Raw genomic sequence first — 18729 nt, 5'->3', positions numbered from 1 at the left:
AGACCGGCCACGACCTCTTCCGCCGCGTGTGCACGGATCACGGCAGGGTCACACCCGATGACCCGGCCGACGCGCGTCCGTCCCTCATGACCCCCTGCCCCCGAGATGCATCCGGCTCCCCCGTGTCGGAAGCTGCGAACTCGGGGGCAGGGACGCCGCCTATGCGCCTGTGGGCGCCGGCAGGAGCAAGGGAGCATCCGGCCCTTCCTCCGGCAACGTGAGCGGCTCTGACGGGGCCGTGGTCTCCTCCGGCAGAGCCGGGGGTGCCTCGGTCTCCGCCGGGGTCTCCGGAGCCTGCGCGGGGGTCCCGTGGGCATCCTGGGGCGGCACCGTCGAGAACGGCGGCGCCAAGGGGCCTACCGGTGTGAGCCAGCCCGGAGGGGTGGGCACGTCGGCCGGCAGATCCGGGCGCGAGGCGTCGTCGTTCGTCGGGTCGGCGTCGTGCTGGACGGCATCGATCACGGCGTCGACTGCCTGACCGATGGCGACTCCAGTTGCCGAGTCGGTGTCGTGGACCTCGGTGGAGTCCGACCGGGTTATCTCCTGGCCCGTCTGGGCGTCACTGACGACGGTCGTGACGACGATTCCCTCCGACTGCTGGTGAGGGTCGGCCGGGGCCTCGATCACGGTCGTGACAGTGATGCCGGAAGAGATGGTCGCGGACACAGTGATCGTCACCATTTCGCCGTTCCGGACGATCTCGGTGTTCACCGCGGCTTCGTCGCCAGCCACCTGGCCGAGCCATGTGCGAAAGCCCGGGAGGAGGTCGACCACGTCACCGACGATGGGCGGCAAGGCGTCCTTGATCGAGCCGCCATCCTCGTACGGGTTCTCCCCGCTGTTCTCGTAGTAGTCCGGTTCTTTCGATTCCTTCGGAGCCTTGGGGCCCTTGGGGTCCTTAGGGGCGGCCTTCCCTGCACCCTTGTGCGGCTTGCTGTCGGGGGCCTGGGCGCCGGGCTTCAGGGGAGCAGCGGGGCCCTGGACGGGGCCTTCCGCAGCAAAGATCGACTCCAACTCGCCCGTCCCGATTTTCGCCGGCACCTTCTGGGCGGGCGGGACCTGTGCGTACACGGGCCCGTTGGGGACGACGACGCCCTTCGTGTCGACGGCGACATGCCCGTCCGGCCGGATCATGATCCTCGCCTGATCCCCGTAGGCGAGCGCGTATGAGTCCCTTACGGACAGTCCGCGTCGCTGTGCCTCGCGGACGAGGGCGACGCGCTGCTCGTCGGTGAGCGGAACACCTGCGATGCCGCCGCTTCCGTCGAGGTAGGTCGGCATGTAGCCCGAGTGTTTTTCGGCGGTGTACGCCATCGAGTCGGCCTGGGTGACGGCTGCCCCTGCCTGGTCGGCTGGCTCCTCATGTACGACGGCGTACGCGCTGGCACTTATGCAGGCTGCAAGGAGGCTCGTGTACGCCCCTATCGCGGTCTTCCTGCCTGACGTGCCCTTACGTGGCAGAGCAAGCAGGCGCTCGATCGACGTGTCCCCTACGGCTTCATGATCGCCGACCGGTCGTCTATTGCGCCATTCACTCATGGCACCTCCCCGCCCCAAAGTGGAATCTACGGCTCCGATTAAGCCTGAGAGACCGATTATGCATGGGCCGGCAACGGCCGCAAAGGGCGTTTTTCTGACGGTCCGTACGTCGATCTTGGGAACGTGCCTGAGAGGTAATCGACCCGTTATCCGGGAGGACTTCGACCCGACTACCGTCCTACCTGAGCCGGATGCGCCCGTGCGTTCCATGCGACCAGAGGCGTACATTTCAGCCGTCGGACAGTGACGCCAACCACAGGCCCCGAGGGCACGCGCGACCGGGCATTGATCGGCGGAACCTATCAGTTTCTCCGAAAACGTCGATTTTACCCATCGACAGGTCCCTGACTACGCTGACCGGGCTCGATCACCCTCAGTACAACGGAGATGCAAAAGTGCTCACTGTCGGCGACCAGTTCCCCGAGTTCGACCTCACCGCCTGCGTTTCCCTCGAACCCGGCAAGGAGTTTGAGAGGATCGACGGAGACTGGCTCAAGCGCAACCGCGACGATAAGGGCTGGTTGGTGGTCTTCGCGTGGCCCAAGGACTTCACCTTCGTGTGCCCCACCGAGATCGCCGCCTTCGGCAAGCTGAACGACGAGTTCGCCGACCGCGACGCCCAGGTCCTCGGCTTCTCCGGTGACTCCGAGTTCGTGCACCACGCCTGGCGCAAGGACCACCCGGACCTGACCGACCTGCCCTTCCCGATGATGGCCGACTCGAAGCACGAGCTCATGCGCGACCTCGGCATCGAGGGCGAGGACGGCTTCGCCCAGCGCGCCGTGTTCATCGTCGACCAGAACAACGAGATCCAGTTCACGATGGTGACCGCCGGTTCCGTGGGCCGTAACCCCAAGGAGGTCCTGCGGGTCCTCGACGCCCTGCAGACGGACGAGCTCTGCCCCTGCAACTGGACCAAGGGCGAGAACACCCTCGACCCGGTCGCCCTCCTCTCCGGCGAGTGAGCTGATACCGACATGGCACTCGACGAACTGAAGTCCGCCATACCGGACTTCGCCAAGGACCTGAAGCTGAACCTCGGTTCGGTCATCGGCAACAGCGACCTCCCGCAGCAGCAGCTGTGGGGCACCGTCCTGGCCTGCGCGATCGCCTCGCGTTCGCCGAAGGTGCTGCGCGAGCTGGAGCCTGAGGCGGAGGCCAACCTCTCCGCCGAGGCGTACACCGCGGCGAAGTCCGCTGCCGCGATCATGGCGATGAACAACGTCTTCTACCGCACCCGGCACCTGCTGTCGGACCCCGAGTACGGCAACCTCCGTGCCGGTCTGCGGATGAACGTCATCGGCAATCCGGGCGTGGAGAAGGTCGACTTCGAGCTGTGGTCGCTGGCCGTCTCCGCGATCAACGGCTGCGGTCAGTGCCTGGACTCGCACGAGCAGGTCCTGCGCAAGGCCGGTGTCGACCGTGAGACCATTCAGGAAGCCGTGAAGGTCGCCTCGGTGATCCAGGCGGTCGGCGTGACCCTCGACGCCGAGGCCGTGCTCGCCGAGTAGTACCCCCTGTACGAGACGGGCCCCGTGGACGACCGACCGTCCCCGGGGCCCTTCTCATGCCCGCCGGCTCCCCCGCCGCCGGCTCACCTGGGCGCCGCGTCCGCGGAGTCCGGCCGTTCGCCCGGCTCCCGGGGCTCGTCGGCGGGCGGCGCGGCGACGGCAGCCGGTGCCGGTGAGGCCGAGACCGCCGTGGCTCCGTGCGGGCCGGGGCCGTGGAACCGGGACGCGTCCTCGCCGTAGGAACGGAGGTAGCCGACCACGGTGTTGGTCACGGCGACCAGCGGGACCGCGACGACGGCGCCGCCGATGCCCGCGATCATGCCGCCCGCCGCGACCGACAGGACGACGGCGAGCGGATGGACGCGTACCGCCCGGCCGAGGATGAAGGGCTGCAGGATGTGGCCCTCGATCTGCTGGACGGCGAGCACCACGATGAGCACCATCAGGGCGGTGAACACGCCCTGGGTGACGAGTGCGACGACGACGGCGAGGGCTCCCGAGACCACCGCGCCGACGAGCGGGATGAAGGCGAAGAGGAAGATGAAGACGGCCAGCGGGACGGCCATGGGCACGTCGAGGAAGTAGATGCCGAGCCCGATGAAGATCGCGTCGATGAGGGCGACGATCACCGTGCCGCGCACGTAGGCGGTCAGCGTCCGCCAGGCGCGCGGTCCGGCGCCGGCGACGCCCGGGCGGGCCTGCGAGGGCACCAGCTTGAGCACCCACTGCCAGATGCGCTTCCCGTCGTAGAGCAGGAAGAGCGTCGAGAACATCGCCAGCAGCAGTCCGGTGAGGACCTCCACCATCACGGTCACGCCCTGGAGTCCGGCGGAGGTGATCTCCTCGGTGTTGGTGCCGATGGTGTCGCTCAGGTTCTTGGCGATGTCGTTGATCTGCGACTCGGTGACGTGGAACGGGCTGTCCAGGAGCCAGCGCTTCAGCTCGTCGATACCGTCCCGCACCCGGTCGGACAGCGTGTCCAGGTTGTCCATCACCTGCCAGACGACGAACCAGCCGACCAGCCCCATGACGACGAAGCCGAGCACGGCGGTCACGGCGGTGGCCAGTCCGCGCGGCAGTCCGTAGCGCCTGAGCCGTACGACGGTCGGCTGGAGCAGCGCGGTCACCAGCAGGGCGGCGACGAAGGCCAGGACGACCAGTTGGATGGCGCTGATGACGCGCATCAGCACCCAGAGTGTGCCCGCCAGCACGAGCAGCCGCCAGCCGGCTTCGGCGGCGACGCGCATCCCCCAGGGGATGGCGGCCACCGGCTCGGGCCTGGCGGCGACGGAGGGGGCGTACGCGGGCGGGCGTGGCACCTGTTCGGCGGCGGCGACCGTGGAGAGCGTCGACGAGGAGCCGCTCACGGCGGCCTCGTCCGCACGGCGCTCGTCCTCGGCGCGGCGTTCTTCCAGGCGCGCCCCTATCTCGGTGAGTTCGGCGCCCAGCCGACCGAGCCATCCCGGAAGTTTCGACATGGAATTTCCCTTCCCCCGTTCAACCCCGGCACGCCCCCGGAGCCGTCCCGGTCGACCGTACACGCGAGATGCCCCGCACCGTGGGCCGGTGCGGGGCATCTCGAAGTCGTGCGGGGAACCTCGGGGGTTCTAGTACCAGTTGTTGGCCTGCCAGAAGGACCAGGCGCCGCACGGGCTGCCGTAGCGGCCGTCCATGTAGCTGAGGCCCCACTTGATCTGGGTGGCCGGGTTGGTCTGCCAGTCGGCGCCGGCCGAGGCCATCTTGGAGCCGGGCAGCGCCTGCACGAGACCGTACGCCCCGGAGGACGCGTTGGTCGCCCGGTAGTTCCAGGTCGACTCGTGGTTCACGATGTTGCTGAAGCACTGGTACTGGTCGGCGGGGATCATCTGCCGGGCCATCGCCTGGACTTCGGCCACCGTGTAGGAGCCCTGAGCCGAGAACGAGGAGGCGTCGCGGACGGAGGACCGGCTCGCGCGCTCGGCCTCCTCCTTGGCTTCGCGCTCCTTCTCCAGCTTGTCCTCGGCCGCCGCCTTCTTCGACTTGGCGTCCTTGGCGGCCTGGAGACGGGCGGTCTCCTCGGCGGACTTCTTCGCCGCCGCGTCCGCCGCCGACGCCTGGGCGTCGGCCTGCTGCGTCAGTGAAGCGGTCTGCACCTGGGCCTGCTGGCCCGCGGGGATGTCTGCGAGCAGCGTGGTGTCGGCTGCGGCCGCCTCGAAGTTGTTGTCGTCGACAGCGGGGGTGCTGCCCGACGCAACGCCTACGACGGCGCCTACGGTGGTTACGGCGGTGGCGGATGCCACGGCGAACCCCCGGACCGAGATCCGGCTCACACGGTGTCCTTCCAGCATCGCCCGCTTAGGTGACCTCGCGAGCGCAATCGTGCCCTTGACACTGGCCTCCCTACTGCTTGGGTCACGGGAGGCACGGGCCCGGTGGGCGACTTCCCGGGGGAAGGCGCCGCGTGGTGCTCGCGGGCGGCATACGGACGGCTTTTGTTGAGTTGTGTGGTGCGTGGCGCCTCTGGAGGTGCCCAAGTGCCGTATGCGGGGCCTGACGGAAGCAAGACTCTGCCGGACGGACACGGGGCGTTGCAATTCTGTGTTGCGTGTTAAAGGTCACACCTCGTTTGGAGCATGAGTTTTTCGGAAATGACGGCGCAGCACAATGCCGCCCGGCTAAGCTCCTTGGCTCGCCGGGCGGCATCTATGGGGTGTTCGGGGTCAGATGTGCCCGTCCTCCAGCATTTCGGTCACCAGCGCGGCGATCTGCGATCGCTCGGACCGGGTGAGTGTGACGTGGGCGAAGAGCGGGTGCCCCTTCAGTTTCTCCACTACGGCCACGACCCCGTCGTAGCGGCCGACCCTGAGGTTGTCCCGCTGTGCGACGTCGTGGGTGAGCACGACCCGCGAGTTCGCCCCGATACGGGACAGGACGGTCAGCAGGACGTTCCGCTCCAGCGACTGGGCCTCGTCCACGATCACGAAGGCGTCGTGCAGGGAGCGGCCCCGGATGTGCGTGAGCGGCAGGATCTCCAGCATCCCGCGTCCCAGCACCTCTTCGATGACCTCGCGTCCGGCGACGGCCGACAGCGTGTCGAAGACGGCCTGCGCCCAGGGGCTCATCTTCTCGGCCTCGCTGCCGGGGAGATAACCGAGCTCCTGCCCGCCGACCGCGTACAGCGGCCGGAAGACCATCACCTTCTTGTGCTGCCGGCGCTCCAGCACCGCCTCCAGGCCCGCGCAGAGCGCGAGGGCGGACTTGCCGGTGCCCGCCCTGCCGCCCATCGACACGATGCCGACGTCCTGGTCGAGGAGCAGGTCGAGCGCGATGCGCTGTTCGGCGCTCCGGCCGTGGATCCCGAAGGCCTCACGGTCACCGCGCACGAGGCGCACGTTGCCGTCGGCCGTGACCCTGCCGAGCGCCTTGCCGCGCTCGGACTGGAGGACCAGTCCGGTGTGCACGGGGTGTTCGGCGGCCTCGGGGATGAACAGGGTCTCCTCCGTGAAGAGGAGGTCGATCTGCTCGGCGGCGACGGCCAGCTCCGACATCCCGGTCCAGCCGGAGTCGGTGATGGCCAGTTCCGCGCGGTACTCCTCGGCGAGGAGACCGACCGAGGACGCCTTGATCCGGAGCGGCAGGTCCTTGGAGACGACGGTGACGTCGTATCCCTCGGCCTGCAGGTTGCGTGCGACCGCGAGGATCCGTGAGTCGTTGTCCCCCAACCGGTAGCCGGCGGGCAGTACGCCGGGATCGGAGTGGTTGAGTTCGACACGGAGCGACCCGCCCAGATCCCCGAGCGGGATCGGGGCGTCCAGCCGGCCGTACCGGACGCGGAAGTCGTCCAGGAGGCGCAGGGCCTGCCGGGCGAAGTATCCGAGCTCGGGGTGGTGCCTTTTGGCCTCCAGCTCCGTGACCACGACGATCGGCAGCACGACTTCGTGCTCGTCGAAGCGGGCCATGGCGTTGGGGTCGGCCAGCAGGACGCTGGTGTCGAGAACATAGGTGCGCCTGTCGGGCATGCGGCGCTTAGAACTGGTCACCACGGAAGGACGTACCCCCTCGGACGAGGTCGGGGAGTGCGACGGAGGTCGCGGAACTTCCCAAAGGGAGAGGACGGACCGGGTTCGGGCCCCGAGCGCGGGCCGAACTCCGGCCCTCCGCGTCGGCCGCTTGTCGTGCGGTCCTTCGTGTGCAAAGGGCCTCCCGGGCGAGCGGGCTGGGTGCCGCTCACTTGGATGCGACGTCCGCCTGGTTGGTGACCGGACATCGACCTGAGAGGGGTATTCCCTCGAACACGCGAAGCCATGCCCCCGCCTGCGACGAGGTGCGCCGGACCGGGTTCTGTGCCTTCCCCCCGCCCGCCGGGAGGGTCCGGGCCCTCAGGCCCCGTAGCGCCGGTGCCGTGCCGCGTAGTCGCGCAGGGCGCGCAGGAAGTCGACCTTGCGGAAGGCCGGCCAGAAAACCTCGCAGAAGTAGTACTCCGAATGGGCGCTCTGCCAGAGCATGAAACCGGACAGCCGCTGCTCCCCGCTGGTGCGGATCACCAGGTCCGGGTCGGGCTGTCCGCGGGTGTAGAGGTGCTCGGAGATGAGGTCCGTGGAGACGACCTCGGCGAGCTCCTCGAAGGTCGTGCCCTTGGCGGAGTGCTCCAGGAGCAGCGAGCGCACGGCGTCGGCGATCTCCTGGCGTCCGCCGTAGCCGACGGCGACGTTGACGATTATCCCCTCGACGCCGGAGGTGGCCTCCTCGGCCTCCTTGAGGACGGTCTGGGTCCTCGCGGGCAGCAGGTCGAGGGTTCCGACGTGGTGCAGCCGCCAGCGGCCGTCCGCGGCCAGGTTGCGCACGGTGTTCTCGATGATGCCGAGCAGCGGGGTCAGCTCCGCCTCGGGCCGGTCGAAGTTGTCCGTGGAGAGCAGCCAGAGCGTGACGACCTCGACGTCGGTCTCGCTGCACCAGCCGAGGAGCTCGGAGATCTTGTCCGCTCCGGCCTGGTGTCCTTGCACGGCCGACCCGCCGGACGCCTTCGCCCACCGCCGGTTGCCGTCGAGGATGACGCCGATGTGCTTGGGCACCTGGTCGTGGTCCAGGCGGCCTTCCACCCGGCGTGCGTAGAGCCCGTACACCAGGTCGCGCAAGTTCACTGAGTCCACCCTCTCGGTTCCGTACGGGCGCGTGGCCCGCCCTCCCCCTCACCGGGGGTCCGGGGCCGCCCCCCGGGGGACCGCCGTGCCGTCCGCGCAGCGCGCTTCCGCGCCGCGGACCGGCGGTTCCGAAGCGGCCACATTACTGCGGACGGGTCACGGGGGCCCAACCCGGTCTGTCACAACTCCGTGATAAGGAGTGAAACGTGACTGATTCCCTCTCCTACCTCGCCGACACTTCGCGCTACGACTCGATGGAGTACCGCCGCACCGGCCGCAGCGGGCTCAAGCTCCCCGCCGTCTCCCTCGGTCTGTGGCACAACTTCGGCGACGACCGCGCCCTCGGCACGCAGCGGGCGATCCTGCGCCGCGCCTTCGATCTCGGCGTGACGCACTTCGACCTGGCCAACAACTACGGGCCGCCGCCCGGCTCGGCGGAACTGAACTTCGGCAAGCTCTTCCGCCAGGACTTCGCCCCCTACAGGGACGAGCTCGTGATCTCCACCAAGGCCGGGTACGAGATGCACCCCGGCCCCTACGGGGAGTGGGGGTCCCGCAAGTACCTGCTGTCCTCCCTCGACGCCTCGCTCGGGCGCATGGGCCTCGACCACGTCGACATCTTCTACTCGCACCGATTCGACCCCCACACCCCGCTCGAGGAGACGATGGGGGCGCTGGCCTCCGCCGTGCACCAGGGCAAGGCGCTGTACGTCGGCGTCTCCTCCTACAAGGCGGAGCAGACCGCCGAGGCCGCCCGGCTCCTGCGGGAGATGGGTGTGCCCGCCCTGATCCACCAGCCGTCGTACTCGATGATCAACCGCTGGGTGGAGGCCGACGGTCTCCTCGACACGCTGGAGGCGGCCGGCATGGGCTGCATCTCCTTCGCGCCGCTCGCCCAGGGCCTGCTCACGGACAAGTACCTGTCGGGCATCCCGGAGGGTTCGCGCGCCAGCCAGGGCAAGTCCCTGGATCCCGGGCTGCTGTCCGACGAGATGGTGCGGCGGCTGCGCGGGCTGAACGAGATCGCGCGGGGCCGGGGGCAGTCCCTGGCGCAGATGGCCCTGAACTGGGTCCTGCGGGACAGCCGGATGACGTCGGCCCTGATCGGGGCGTCGAGCGTGGGGCAGCTGGAGCAGAACGTGGCCGCGCTCTCCGCGCCCGCGTTGACCGCTGCCGAGATCGAGGAGATCGACACCTTCGCGGTGGACACGGCGAGCACCAACATCTGGGCCAACCGGGGCTGAGGCCGGCCGCTCCCCGGCCCGGGCCCCTGGGCCCCGGGCCGGGGGCCGTCACCGGTCCCGCACGAGGGGCCCGCGCCGCGGGCACAAAAAACGGGCCGGTCCGTGGGGGGGGATACGGACCGGCCCGAGGGGGGGTTTCCACCATAACCCTTCGTAAGTGCTGCTGGGTGCCACGCCACTCGACAATTACTCTCCGGATTCACCGGACTGCGCTGCGAGCACTCTTTCCGGCCGCTCTCCGTCTCGGCCCGCCCGCTCCAACAGGACGGTTCCTGTCCTGTCGGACCCCTAGGTTCGCCTCATGACGACACGAGCCCGCACCACGAGAGTGACCTGGTCCGAAGCGAACGCGCGGCGGCTCGACCGGCAGTTCCCGTCCGACGGCGCCTCCCCCGGCGCCGGTGGCGGGGACGCGGTGGCGGGGGCGGTCGCCGCGATGCTCGGTGCACACGCCCAGGTGCTGTCGGCCGCCGAGCTCTCCGTCGGCCTGCGCGCGACCGGGGTGACACGCACGGATGTGCGTACGTCGCTGTGGACCGACCGGACCCTCGTCAAGACGTTCGGTCCCCGCGGCACCGTGCACCTGCTGCCCGCCGCGGACCTGCCGATGTGGACGGGGGCCCTGGCGGCCGTGCCGACGGGGACGAGCCCGTTCTCCGGGGACGCCCGGATGACACCGGACCAGGTGGAGGCGGTCCTGGCCGCGGTGTCCGACGCGCTGACCGGTGCCGAGCTCACGATCGACGAACTCTCCGAGGAGGTGATCGCCCGCACCGGCCCGTGGGCGGGCGACCCGGTGATGCCGGCGTTCCAGGGGATGTGGCCGCGCTGGCGCCAGGTGCTGCACCTGGCGGGGCACCGCGGTGTCCTCCGCTACGCCCCGAACCGTGGCCGGAAGGCCACCTACACCCATCCCGGGGTCGTCCCGCTTCCGGCCCCGGAGGCGACGGCGCTGCTCGTACGGCGCTATCTGCACGCGTACGGTCCCGCGACCCCGGCCCACTTCGCCCAGTGGCTCGCCGCGCCGCGCGGCTGGGCGGGACGGCTCTTCGAGGAGCTGGCCGGGGCGGACGCGATCGAGCGGGTGGAGTTCGAGGACTGCGGTCCGGCCTGGGTGGCCGCGGGCGACACGCGGTTCCCGTCGGCGCCGCCCCGCGGCGTGCGGCTCCTCCCCTACTTCGACGCGTTCACCATCGCCTCCCGGCCCCGGGAGCGGCTGTACCCGGGGGCGGCTTACGAGCGGGCGCTGGCCGGCGGTCAGGCGGGCAACTTCCCCGTGCTGCTGGTGGACGGGACGGTCGCGGGGGTGTGGCATCAGCGGCGTTCGGGCAGACGGATCGCGGTGACGGTGGAGCCGCTGACCACCCGCTCCCTGGACTCCGCCGGCCTCCGGGCGCTGGAGGACCGGGTGGAGCGGCTGGGCGTGGTCCTGGAGGGCGTGCCCGCGCTGACGGTGGGGCGGGTGGACGTCGGCGGGCACGCGTAGGTCCGGGCGCGATCCCGGCCCCGGGGACGGAGGCGGCCCGGGGACGGGGACGGCCCGGGGAGGGAGGCGGGGTGACTCAGCGGCGTACGAAGCGGATCGACAGGGTGTCCCCGCCGTTGACGACGAAGTCGCCGTCCTCGCACCGGATGACGGCCTCGTGCACCTCGCCGTGGCCGTCGCGGCGCTCCTGGGTGCCGATGACGGTCCACGCCCCGCCGTACGGGGGCGGCGGGAGCCGGCTCGGCGGTGCGAACTGCCACTGGCCCGCGGGCACGCACCAGTCGGGGAGTCCGGGCCAGGCGCCGGACGTGATGTTCAGTGTGCGGTCGGACGCGCAGGTCAGCAGGACCGACTGCCCGCCGTCCAGGACGAATTCGACGGCTTCCGGTTCGCCGGCGCGGCCCTCGGGGCGGTAGAAGAGCCCGTGCACCGCGGTGATCCGCGCTCCGGTGAGCCAGTCGGCCTTCCCGTGGCGTGGCCGTCCCGACGGCGGGCCCAGCTCCTCGCCCGGCATTTCCCTTCCCACCGACATGACCCGCTCCTTCGTCGTGCGCTCAACCACCAGGGTCGCACTACTCATGGGTAGGACGGAGGGGCAGGGGATGCCGTTGCTCCTTCGGGGTCCGAAGTCACTTTCGAGAAGGCACAGTTGCCGGTCCTCCTGGTTTGTGTGCCTCGATCAGGAAGCGCGCACTGTGCGCGACGAACGGCCCTTCGGACTCGATCAGCCGGTGCAGGGAACGGAGTTGTGGCAGGTAGGCGTCGACGGTGAAGTCCGGCACCATCCAGATGACCTTGCGGAGGAAGTGGACGACGGCGCCGATGTCGTGGAACTCGACACGCAGCCGCTCGGCGCGCAGGTCGGTCACGTCGAGCCCGGCGGCCTCCGCATCCCTGCGGGCGTCCTGCGGGTCCCTGGCCCCGCGCTCCTCAGCGGTCCGGGGTCCCAGGAAGTACTCGATGAGCTCGAACACGCTCTCCCGGCCCACCTGTTGGGAGAAACACGTGCCTCCCGGCTCCAGCACCCGGGCGATCTCCTCCCACCACGTGGTCACCGGATGCCGGCTGACGACCAGGTCGAACGCGTCGTCGCCGAAGGGAAGCGGCGGCTCGTCGGCGTCCGCGACGACGACGGCGCCGCGCGGGTGGAGCAGCGCGGTGGCACGGGCGATGTTGGGCGGCCAGGACTCGGTCGCCACCGTCAGGGGCGGGAGCACGGGCGCGGAGGCGAGCACCTCGCCTCCTCCCGTCTGGATGTCGAGCGCCGCGCGGGCCGCGCCCATCCGGTCCGCCATGGCGCGCGCGTAGCCCCACGAGGGGCGCTCCTCGGTGGCGCGCCCGTCGAACCACGAGAAGTCCCAGCCGTCCACGGAGACGGCGGCGGCCTCGGCGACGAGGGCGTCGAAGCGGGCGTCCGAGGCCGGCGTCCCTGCTGATCCGGTCATACCCGGAATGGTGTCAGCCGCCCGCCCCGCCGCGCGAGTGGATATCAGGGGCGTCCGCACGTGCGTGCTCCCGGTGACCATCAGGCGGCGAGGCCTCCGAACAGCAGGCCGAGCAGCGCTCCGGCGATCATGAACGGGCCGAAGGGGATGCCCGTCCTGCGGCCCGCCCGGCGCAGCAGCATCAGCCCCGCGCCGTAGAGGGCGCCGAAGAGGAACCCCGCGAAGCCGCCCGCGCACAGGACCGCCCAGCCGTACCAGCCGAGGCCCACGCCGAGCGCGAGGGCGAGCTTCACGTCGCCGAAACCCATGCCGTTGGGGTTGATCAGGAACAGCACGAAGTAGAAGCCGCCGAGGGCCGCTCCGCCGAGCAGGGCCGAGGTCCAGGAGCCCCTGTGCTCCGGGAGCAGGGCGGCGCCTCCCAGGAGGAGGGCGGCGGCGCCCGCCAGGGGCAGCGTGAGGGGGTCGGGCAGCCGGTGGACCCTGCGGTCGATGACGGCCAGCAGCACCGCGACGGGCGCGAGCAGCAGCCACACGACGGCTTCGGGCCGGGTACCGGTCGCGGCGGCGAGCGCCGCGCAGGCCAGCGCCGTCACGACGGGGGCGGCGACACCGGGGGCGTAACGCGGGGACGCGGTCGCCGCGGGGGCCGCCGCGGTGCCCCCGGGGACCGAGGGGACGGTCACGGCGCAGGCCGCGCACCGCGTCGCGCCCAGCCAGCCGCGTGCCGGGCCGGTGAGCGCGTGCCCGGCCGGGCACGCGTCACGCCAGGGCTCCTCGGGTTCGACCGAGAAGCGGTACGCGGCACGCGGGAGCAGCAGTCCGGCGGCGGCGCCCCAGAGCGCGGCGACCGCAATCAGTGTGGCGTCCACACGGGCGACCCTAATCCGGCGCGTACGGCCGGGTCTTGGGCCCTGGGACCCACTCCACGGCGTTCCGGACCCACCCGGTGCGCCGGGAGGCTACGGTCGGTGCCCATGGGGACATGGCGCGACGGCGGCGGGACGCTCACGGTCGGGACGGACACCGGGGCACGGGAGGTCCCGCTGCGGATAGCGGCCTCGTACCGGGCGCGGGCGCGGGGACTCCTCGGTGCCGACGGCGTCGAGGGGGCGCTGCTGATCACCCCGTGCGGGAGCGTCCACACCTTCCGGATGCGGTTCACCATCGATGTGGCCTACCTGGACCGGAAGTTCAACGTGCTCGCGGTACGCACGATGAAGCCCGGACGGCTCGGCATGCCCCGGCTCCGCGCCCGTCACGTGATCGAGTCCGAGGCGGGGGCGATGCGGGCATGGGGCCTGCGGCCGGGGGCGCGCGTGCGGGTCAGCGCGGCCCCTACGGAAGTCGCGCCGCCTGCGCCGTGACGAGCGCGGCCGGTACCTCCGGCGCCGAGTCCGCGGAGAAGGCGGCCGCGTAGAAGGTGGCCACGGTCGACCCGGTCCGCACCAGGTGGAAGACGAGCGGGATCCTGACGCCCTCCAGGCTGCCCGTCACCTGGTAGGCGAAGGACTCCTGGCCGGCCTTCGGTGCGGGCAGCGCCCGGACGCCCGTGTAGGTGGACGGCCCGTCCTCGCTCGTCGTACGGAATCCGTCCGCGCAGGCCCGCACGGCGTCCCGGACCGAGCGCATCAGTTCCTCGGCTCCGCCGGCCCGGTGCGAGGTGAGGATCACGGTGACGACCGTCCCGTCGCCCCCTGCCCCCGTCTCCGCCGTCGTCGTCGCCGTCGCCGTCCGGAAGACGGTGGCGGCGGGTGCCGGGTCCGGCGAGCCGTTGATGATCGCCGTGATCGGCGCGCAGGCCCGGTCGTCCGGTTCCTCGGTGCCGCGCTCGTCGGTGCCCGGGAGCGGGGCGAACGCCCAGCCCGGCAGATCACCCGTCGCCAGCGCCGCCTTCGCGAGACCGGCCTCCGTGAGCGTCCTCCCGTCGCTCGTGGGCACGGGCGCGGGGTCCGCTTCCGGAGTGGCGCCGGTGGTGGGGGACGCCGAGGCGGTGGCCTTCCCGCCGGGCCCCTTGTCCCCGCCTGTCCCTTGGCCGCCGTCCCCGTCGGGGCCGCAGCCGGCGGCCAGACAGAGGACGAGCGCGCCCGCCGCCACGACCGTGGTCCGTACCCTCATCGCTCACCGCTCCCCACCCGCCGTGCACCGGATCAGCACGCTAACAACCGGGACCTCGCGGGCGCGTGGGTCCGTGGACCCAACCTCAGGGCGGCCCCGGCCCCAGGAGCGTCCACGCGCCGTAGGCGGCCGAGCCGACGGCGAGCGCGGCCAGGACGGCGGCCGTCGTGGCCGTCGTGCGCAGCCGTGCCAGTGCCACGGCGGGGGGCAGCAGCAGCGGGAAGGCGGGCATCATCAGGCGCGGCCTGGAGCCGAAGTACCCGGAGCCGATGAGCGAGACGACGACGACCGCGATGCCGTACACCAGGACGGGCAGCGGCTGCTTCTGGCGTACGCAGAGGTACACCAGCCATGCCACCAGCCCCAGCGCGGCGCACAGCCCCAGGGCGGCGGGCAGTGGCAGGCCGGCGACGAAGGCGGCCAGCGCCCGGCCGCCGTCGATGCTGTTCCCCCACTGCGCCTGGACCTCGAAGTACGCGAACGGGCTGCCCCGGCGCACGGCGACGAAGACCACGTAGGCCAGCCAGCCGAGCGGGGCGAGGCAGACACCGGACAGCATGCGCGCGTTGCGGCGCAGCAGGCCTCCGCGGCCGCCCGCCCGGTAGTCCCCGACGAGGCCGGCGGCCCCCGCCACGGCGAGCGCGGCGATGAGCGCGACTGCGGAGGGGCGGGTCAGCCCCGCCAGGACGCAGAGGGCCCCCGCACCGATCCAGCGGCCCCTGAGGGCGGCGTACAGGGACCATGCGGCGAGCGCGGTGAACAGGGTCTCCGTGTACGCCATCGACTGCACGAACGCCGTCGGGTACGCGCCCCACAGCGCGACCAGCACCAGCCCGGCGCGCCGCCCGTACAGCCGGGCGCCGACGGCGTGGATCCCCCAGGCGGCGGCGAACCCGGCCGACCACGCGACGGCGATCCCGGCGCCCTGGACGGTGAGCGGCGTCACGGCGGCGAGCGCCCGCTCCAGGGCGGGCAGAAGCGGAAAGAAGGCCAGATCGGGGTGGACCCCGCCGTCGGGAAGGGCGACCGTGTAGCCGTAGCCGTGCTCCGCGATGCGCTGGTACCAGACGGAGTCCCAGCGTGCGCCGAGCAGATGCCAGGCGTCCTTCCCGGCGGCCGAGGCCGACACCCAGAACACGAGGAGTCCGACGGCACGGACCGCCGCGTAGGCGGCCAGCGCGGGGGCGGCGGCCGTGAGCAGGGCCGCGGCGCGCTGCGAGGTGGCACGGGTGTCGGGCGCCGCCGGGCGGGGGCGCGTCTGCTGATCGGGCATGCGGCCGATTATGGGCCCGTCCCCGGAGGGGTCGGCACGCCGGGGCCGGGCCACGGAGCCCGTCGGCCCCGGGTGTCCGGTGGAGCCTCGCGTCAGCCGCCGTCCCAGGGCAGCTTCGCCGGCCGGCGGTGCCACCACCAGCCACGGTCGACGACCGCGGAGCCCGACCCGGTGAGACGGCCGAGCAGCGCACCGGAGTCGGCGTTTGTGCCGCGCCGGAAGACCGCGTCGAGCTCCGCGACGGCGCTCCCGAGCCGCTCCCGCTCCGGGCCCGCGGCGGCTGCCAGTTCCTCGAGGCGGTCGCGGGTGCGGAGATCTTCGGCGTACAACTCGAAGGGATAGCGCCCGTCCGGCAGCCACCCGGCGTCGATACGGCGCACCAGGCGCTCCCAGAGCAGCAGCGCCTCGCGGGCACGGTTCACCGTGCCCGTCGCCGGCGCCTCGCCGTCCGGGTCGGCCGCGGCGGCGAACGTGTCGGTGACGGGCGTCTCCCACCGCTCCGCGCGCAGCGTCTCGGCGAGCACCTCGACCCGGGCCGCCGGAAGCTGACCCATCGGGGCGTCCACGGCGTCGACCACCAGGCACGGGGGGCCGTCGCCTTCGTCCGCCTCCAGCACGCGGGCCCGCGCGACGGCCCCGTCCGGGCCCACCGCCCAGTACGCGGAGGGGGCACTTTCCTGCGCGGGGTGGAGGACCGTCGTACCGAGCCGCGCCGCGAGCCGAAGGGCCGCCCCGGCCTCGGACGGCGCGGCCGCCACCGCGTCCGACACGGAGACGTCCCAGGAGAGTGCCAGGTCTCCGGCGGCGGAGCGGTGGGTGCAGAGCACCGGCGCGTCCCAGTTCCGGTCGTCCGGCTGCCCCGTGTCCTCGTCGGCGACGTCCACCCCGCTGACCGGGACACCGATCGCTTCGGCGAGCGCCGCCGCCATGGCCTGCGGCGCGGGCCGGTGCACGGTCAGGAAGTTGTAGAGCGCCGTCACGAATAGGTCCCGTCGTAAACCTTCTTGGCCTTCTCGACCACCTCAGGATGGTCGGCAAAGCGGGGGTTCCTTGTCAAAGCGGGTGAATCGGTCTTCCCACCCGCCCTGGCGATCTCCTTGAGCGCCGCGTACTCGTTCCTGTCGAGTTCGACGAGGCCCTTGCCGGAGATCGGGAAGGTGCGGCCGTTCTCCTCAACCCCGTACTTGCGCCCGTTGATCTCGTAGGCACTGCCGTTGTCGACGAGTTTGGCCCTGCCCTCCGCGATCCCCTTGACGTCGTTCTGAATGTCCGCCTCGTTGCCCTTGAGGATGACGGTGTTCTTCTCCTTCACCATGCCGTTCCTGACGCCGGAGACGGTGTGCCGGGGATGCGGGGGCTTGAGTTTCTTGCCTGCCGCCGGTCCCTTGACGCTCGGGTCGGTATCGAACTCGCAGTCGTTGTTGTGGACCAGCGCCGCGGCCGTGCCCACACCCACGTAGTAGGCGTGGATGCCCTCGACCGAGAGGTCGTACGTCGTCTGCCGCTGCGTGTGCCGGGACACCCCCGTGACCTGGAGGGACGTGCCGTCGGACAACCGCAGCCGTTCCCCGGTCACGATGTCGCCGGCGTCCACCCAGCGTCCGCTGCCGGTGACCCAGAACGGGTGCGTGTCCGTCGCGGTGATCCGCCCGGCGGAGGTAGTCAGCCGGGTGAAGTGCTTGTCGTCGTGCGTGGTGAACGTCTCTGTCACCCGCCGCACCTCGGACACACCGCTTACGGGATCGGTGGCGAGCACCCCGTCCCCGGCCCGTACGGACTGGATGGGAACCCGCCTGCCGTCGGCGACGAGCACCGGGGTGCCGGGCGGGAAACTGTGGCTGACGGGGCACGAGGTGGGTTTGTCGTCCGGCTTTCCGTCCTTCTCGGGCGGGTCCTTCTTCTCGGCGTCGAGCTTCTTCCGCGCGTCCGCGAGTTTCTTCTCGGCGTCCTTGACCTTCTTGCGGTTCTTGACCAGGTTCTTCAACCCGTCGTACAGATCGCCACCGTGCTTCTTGAGCGCCTGGATGAGCTTCGCGGCCTTCTTCCACTTCCAGGGCGCCCCGTACTTCGCCGCGAGCTTCCCGACCGCACCCCCGACCAGGCTCAGCAGGACGTTGATCAACGTCTCCGTGCAGGCGCCCATGTCGCCCTTGGTGATGCAGTCGAGGGCGTCGGTGATCCCGAGCTCCTCGGCCAGGATCCTGGCAAGCTCCTTCGCGGCCTCCAGCGCCTTGTCCGAGCTGGACTTCTCCGCCTTCCGCGCGTCCTGGAGCTCCTTCAGCGCGGCGTCGTAGTCGATCTGTGCCGCGGTCCTGGGCGTGCCGTCGTCGGACGCCGGCGTACCGTCCCCGGGCGGTTCCTGGGACTCCGGATCCCCGCCGCCGCCCCCGCCGCAGTCACCGCCGCCACCGATCCGGCACACCTGTGCGCTGATCTTCTCGGACAGCTCGGCGCCGATGCCCGTGGCGACGAGGGCGCCGACGATCGCCACGACGACCACGACGAGGCCGAGGTACTCGACGGCACCCTGCCCGCGCTGTCCGCGACACGACCGGCGCAGACCCAGCAGGCGCACCTCCGTGCGCGGGACGGAGCGCCACGGCCAGCGGCGCGGACGACGGCGTACAACCCCCGGACCAGACATGGCTTCGACGCTAACCGCCCACGGGGGCACCGGTCTTGGGCCCGAGGACCCAACCTCGGTCCGGCCTGCGCACCCGGACCCGTACTCCCGGGGCGCCCCCCGGACGGTGACGCGATGACCGGTACCGAGGACGAGCCGCAGCGGGGACGCCAACCACCGCGGCCGGGACAGTCCTGGGCCCACGGGCCCAGCAGCGCGCCCGGCGGGAGACGGGAGGAGATGCCGGGAGCCGTCCGGGCGAGGACGGAGGGAGGCGCGGGAGCCCGTCCGGGCAGGGGACGGGCTCCCGTGCCCCGCGAACGCCTCGTGAACGCCCCTTCGGAAGAACTGTAGTTGGGCCCTTGTTTGGGGC

The 18729-nt window shown here is 71.5% G+C and carries 17 protein-coding genes; 5 read left to right on the top strand and 12 right to left on the bottom strand.

What is annotated here, in order from left to right; genetic code table 11:
• Positions 1-159: 159 nt before the first annotated feature.
• The gene (locus tag ACFYY2_RS07315) at positions 160-1539 is read right to left on the bottom strand and encodes a hypothetical protein (protein ID WP_388738155.1); all 1380 of its coding nucleotides are present in this window, start codon (positions 1537-1539) and stop codon (positions 160-162) included.
• A 395-nt stretch (positions 1540-1934) separates the two neighbouring features.
• On the opposite strand from ACFYY2_RS07315, the gene ACFYY2_RS07310 reads away from it, so the two are divergent.
• The gene (locus tag ACFYY2_RS07310; protein WP_388738152.1) at positions 1935-2504 is read left to right on the top strand and encodes a peroxiredoxin; all 570 of its coding nucleotides are present in this window, start codon (positions 1935-1937) and stop codon (positions 2502-2504) included.
• A gap of 12 nt (positions 2505-2516) precedes the next feature.
• The gene (locus ACFYY2_RS07305) at positions 2517-3050 is read left to right on the top strand and encodes an alkyl hydroperoxide reductase (RefSeq protein WP_388738150.1); all 534 of its coding nucleotides are present in this window, start codon (positions 2517-2519) and stop codon (positions 3048-3050) included.
• Between the two features lie 83 nt (positions 3051-3133).
• On the opposite strand, the gene ACFYY2_RS07300 is transcribed toward ACFYY2_RS07305, so the two are convergent.
• The 4 genes from ACFYY2_RS07300 to ACFYY2_RS07285 all read right to left on the bottom strand — a co-directional run bounded on the left by ACFYY2_RS07300 (position 3134) and on the right by ACFYY2_RS07285 (position 8170).
• Complete coding sequence (locus ACFYY2_RS07300; RefSeq protein ID WP_388738147.1) at positions 3134-4528, bottom strand: AI-2E family transporter; 1395 nt, start codon at positions 4526-4528, stop codon at positions 3134-3136.
• A 129-nt stretch (positions 4529-4657) separates the two neighbouring features.
• Positions 4658-5359: a lytic transglycosylase domain-containing protein gene (locus ACFYY2_RS07295; protein ID WP_388738144.1), complete on the bottom strand. Its 702-nt coding sequence runs from the start codon at positions 5357-5359 to the stop codon at positions 4658-4660.
• A 390-nt stretch (positions 5360-5749) separates the two neighbouring features.
• A complete protein-coding gene (locus ACFYY2_RS07290) occupies positions 5750-7072 on the bottom strand; it encodes a PhoH family protein (RefSeq protein WP_388738141.1) in 1323 nt (440 codons plus the stop codon).
• Positions 7073-7408: 336 nt separating this feature from the next.
• Positions 7409-8170 (bottom strand): isoprenyl transferase, encoded by a 762-nt coding sequence (locus ACFYY2_RS07285; protein WP_388738138.1) that lies wholly within the window; start codon positions 8168-8170, stop codon positions 7409-7411.
• A 206-nt stretch (positions 8171-8376) separates the two neighbouring features.
• On the opposite strand from ACFYY2_RS07285, the gene mgrA reads away from it, so the two are divergent.
• Both mgrA and ACFYY2_RS07275 read left to right on the top strand, forming a co-directional pair.
• The gene (gene mgrA, locus ACFYY2_RS07280) at positions 8377-9414 is read left to right on the top strand and encodes an L-glyceraldehyde 3-phosphate reductase (protein WP_388738136.1); all 1038 of its coding nucleotides are present in this window, start codon (positions 8377-8379) and stop codon (positions 9412-9414) included.
• A gap of 301 nt (positions 9415-9715) precedes the next feature.
• Entirely contained in the window at positions 9716-10900 is a 1185-nt protein-coding gene (locus ACFYY2_RS07275; protein ID WP_388738134.1) for a winged helix DNA-binding domain-containing protein, read from the top strand.
• Between the two features lie 76 nt (positions 10901-10976).
• Here the strand turns inward: ACFYY2_RS07275 and ACFYY2_RS07270 are convergent, their stop codons facing one another.
• The 3 genes from ACFYY2_RS07270 to ACFYY2_RS07260 form a co-directional block, all read right to left on the bottom strand.
• Complete coding sequence (locus ACFYY2_RS07270) at positions 10977-11432, bottom strand: hypothetical protein (protein ID WP_388738629.1); 456 nt, start codon at positions 11430-11432, stop codon at positions 10977-10979.
• A gap of 97 nt (positions 11433-11529) precedes the next feature.
• A complete protein-coding gene (locus tag ACFYY2_RS07265; protein ID WP_388738131.1) occupies positions 11530-12345 on the bottom strand; it encodes a class I SAM-dependent methyltransferase in 816 nt (271 codons plus the stop codon).
• 80 nt (positions 12346-12425) lie between these two features.
• Positions 12426-13214 (bottom strand): prepilin peptidase, encoded by a 789-nt coding sequence (locus ACFYY2_RS07260; RefSeq protein WP_388738128.1) that lies wholly within the window; start codon positions 13212-13214, stop codon positions 12426-12428.
• A 105-nt stretch (positions 13215-13319) separates the two neighbouring features.
• On the opposite strand from ACFYY2_RS07260, the gene ACFYY2_RS07255 reads away from it, so the two are divergent.
• On the top strand, positions 13320-13709 hold the full coding sequence (locus tag ACFYY2_RS07255) for a DUF192 domain-containing protein (RefSeq protein ID WP_388738125.1): 390 nt from the start codon (positions 13320-13322) through the stop codon (positions 13707-13709).
• On the opposite strand, the gene ACFYY2_RS07250 is transcribed toward ACFYY2_RS07255, so the two are convergent.
• From ACFYY2_RS07250 to ACFYY2_RS07235, 4 genes are all read right to left on the bottom strand, one after another.
• Positions 13681-14460, bottom strand: a complete 780-nt coding sequence (locus ACFYY2_RS07250) for a hypothetical protein (protein ID WP_388738123.1) — start codon at positions 14458-14460, stop codon at positions 13681-13683. The genes ACFYY2_RS07255 and ACFYY2_RS07250 overlap by 29 nt on opposite strands.
• A gap of 85 nt (positions 14461-14545) precedes the next feature.
• Entirely contained in the window at positions 14546-15733 is a 1188-nt protein-coding gene (locus ACFYY2_RS07245) for a hypothetical protein (RefSeq protein WP_388738120.1), read from the bottom strand.
• Positions 15734-15825: 92 nt separating this feature from the next.
• Positions 15826-16713 carry a hypothetical protein gene (locus ACFYY2_RS07240; protein ID WP_388738117.1) on the bottom strand — a complete coding sequence of 296 codons (888 nt, stop codon included), beginning with the start codon at positions 16711-16713 and terminating at the stop codon, positions 15826-15828.
• The gene (locus ACFYY2_RS07235) at positions 16710-18377 is read right to left on the bottom strand and encodes a Hint domain-containing protein (protein WP_388738114.1); all 1668 of its coding nucleotides are present in this window, start codon (positions 18375-18377) and stop codon (positions 16710-16712) included. The genes ACFYY2_RS07240 and ACFYY2_RS07235 overlap by 4 nt, the downstream gene beginning before the upstream one ends.
• Positions 18378-18729 lie beyond the last annotated feature (352 nt).

This window comes from Streptomyces sp. NPDC001822, assembly GCF_042892135.1.
Classification (GTDB): Bacteria; Actinomycetota; Actinomycetes; order Streptomycetales; family Streptomycetaceae; genus Streptomyces.
Note: the sequence above shows the minus strand (reverse complement) of the source record. Positions and strands in the feature narration are given on the sequence as shown.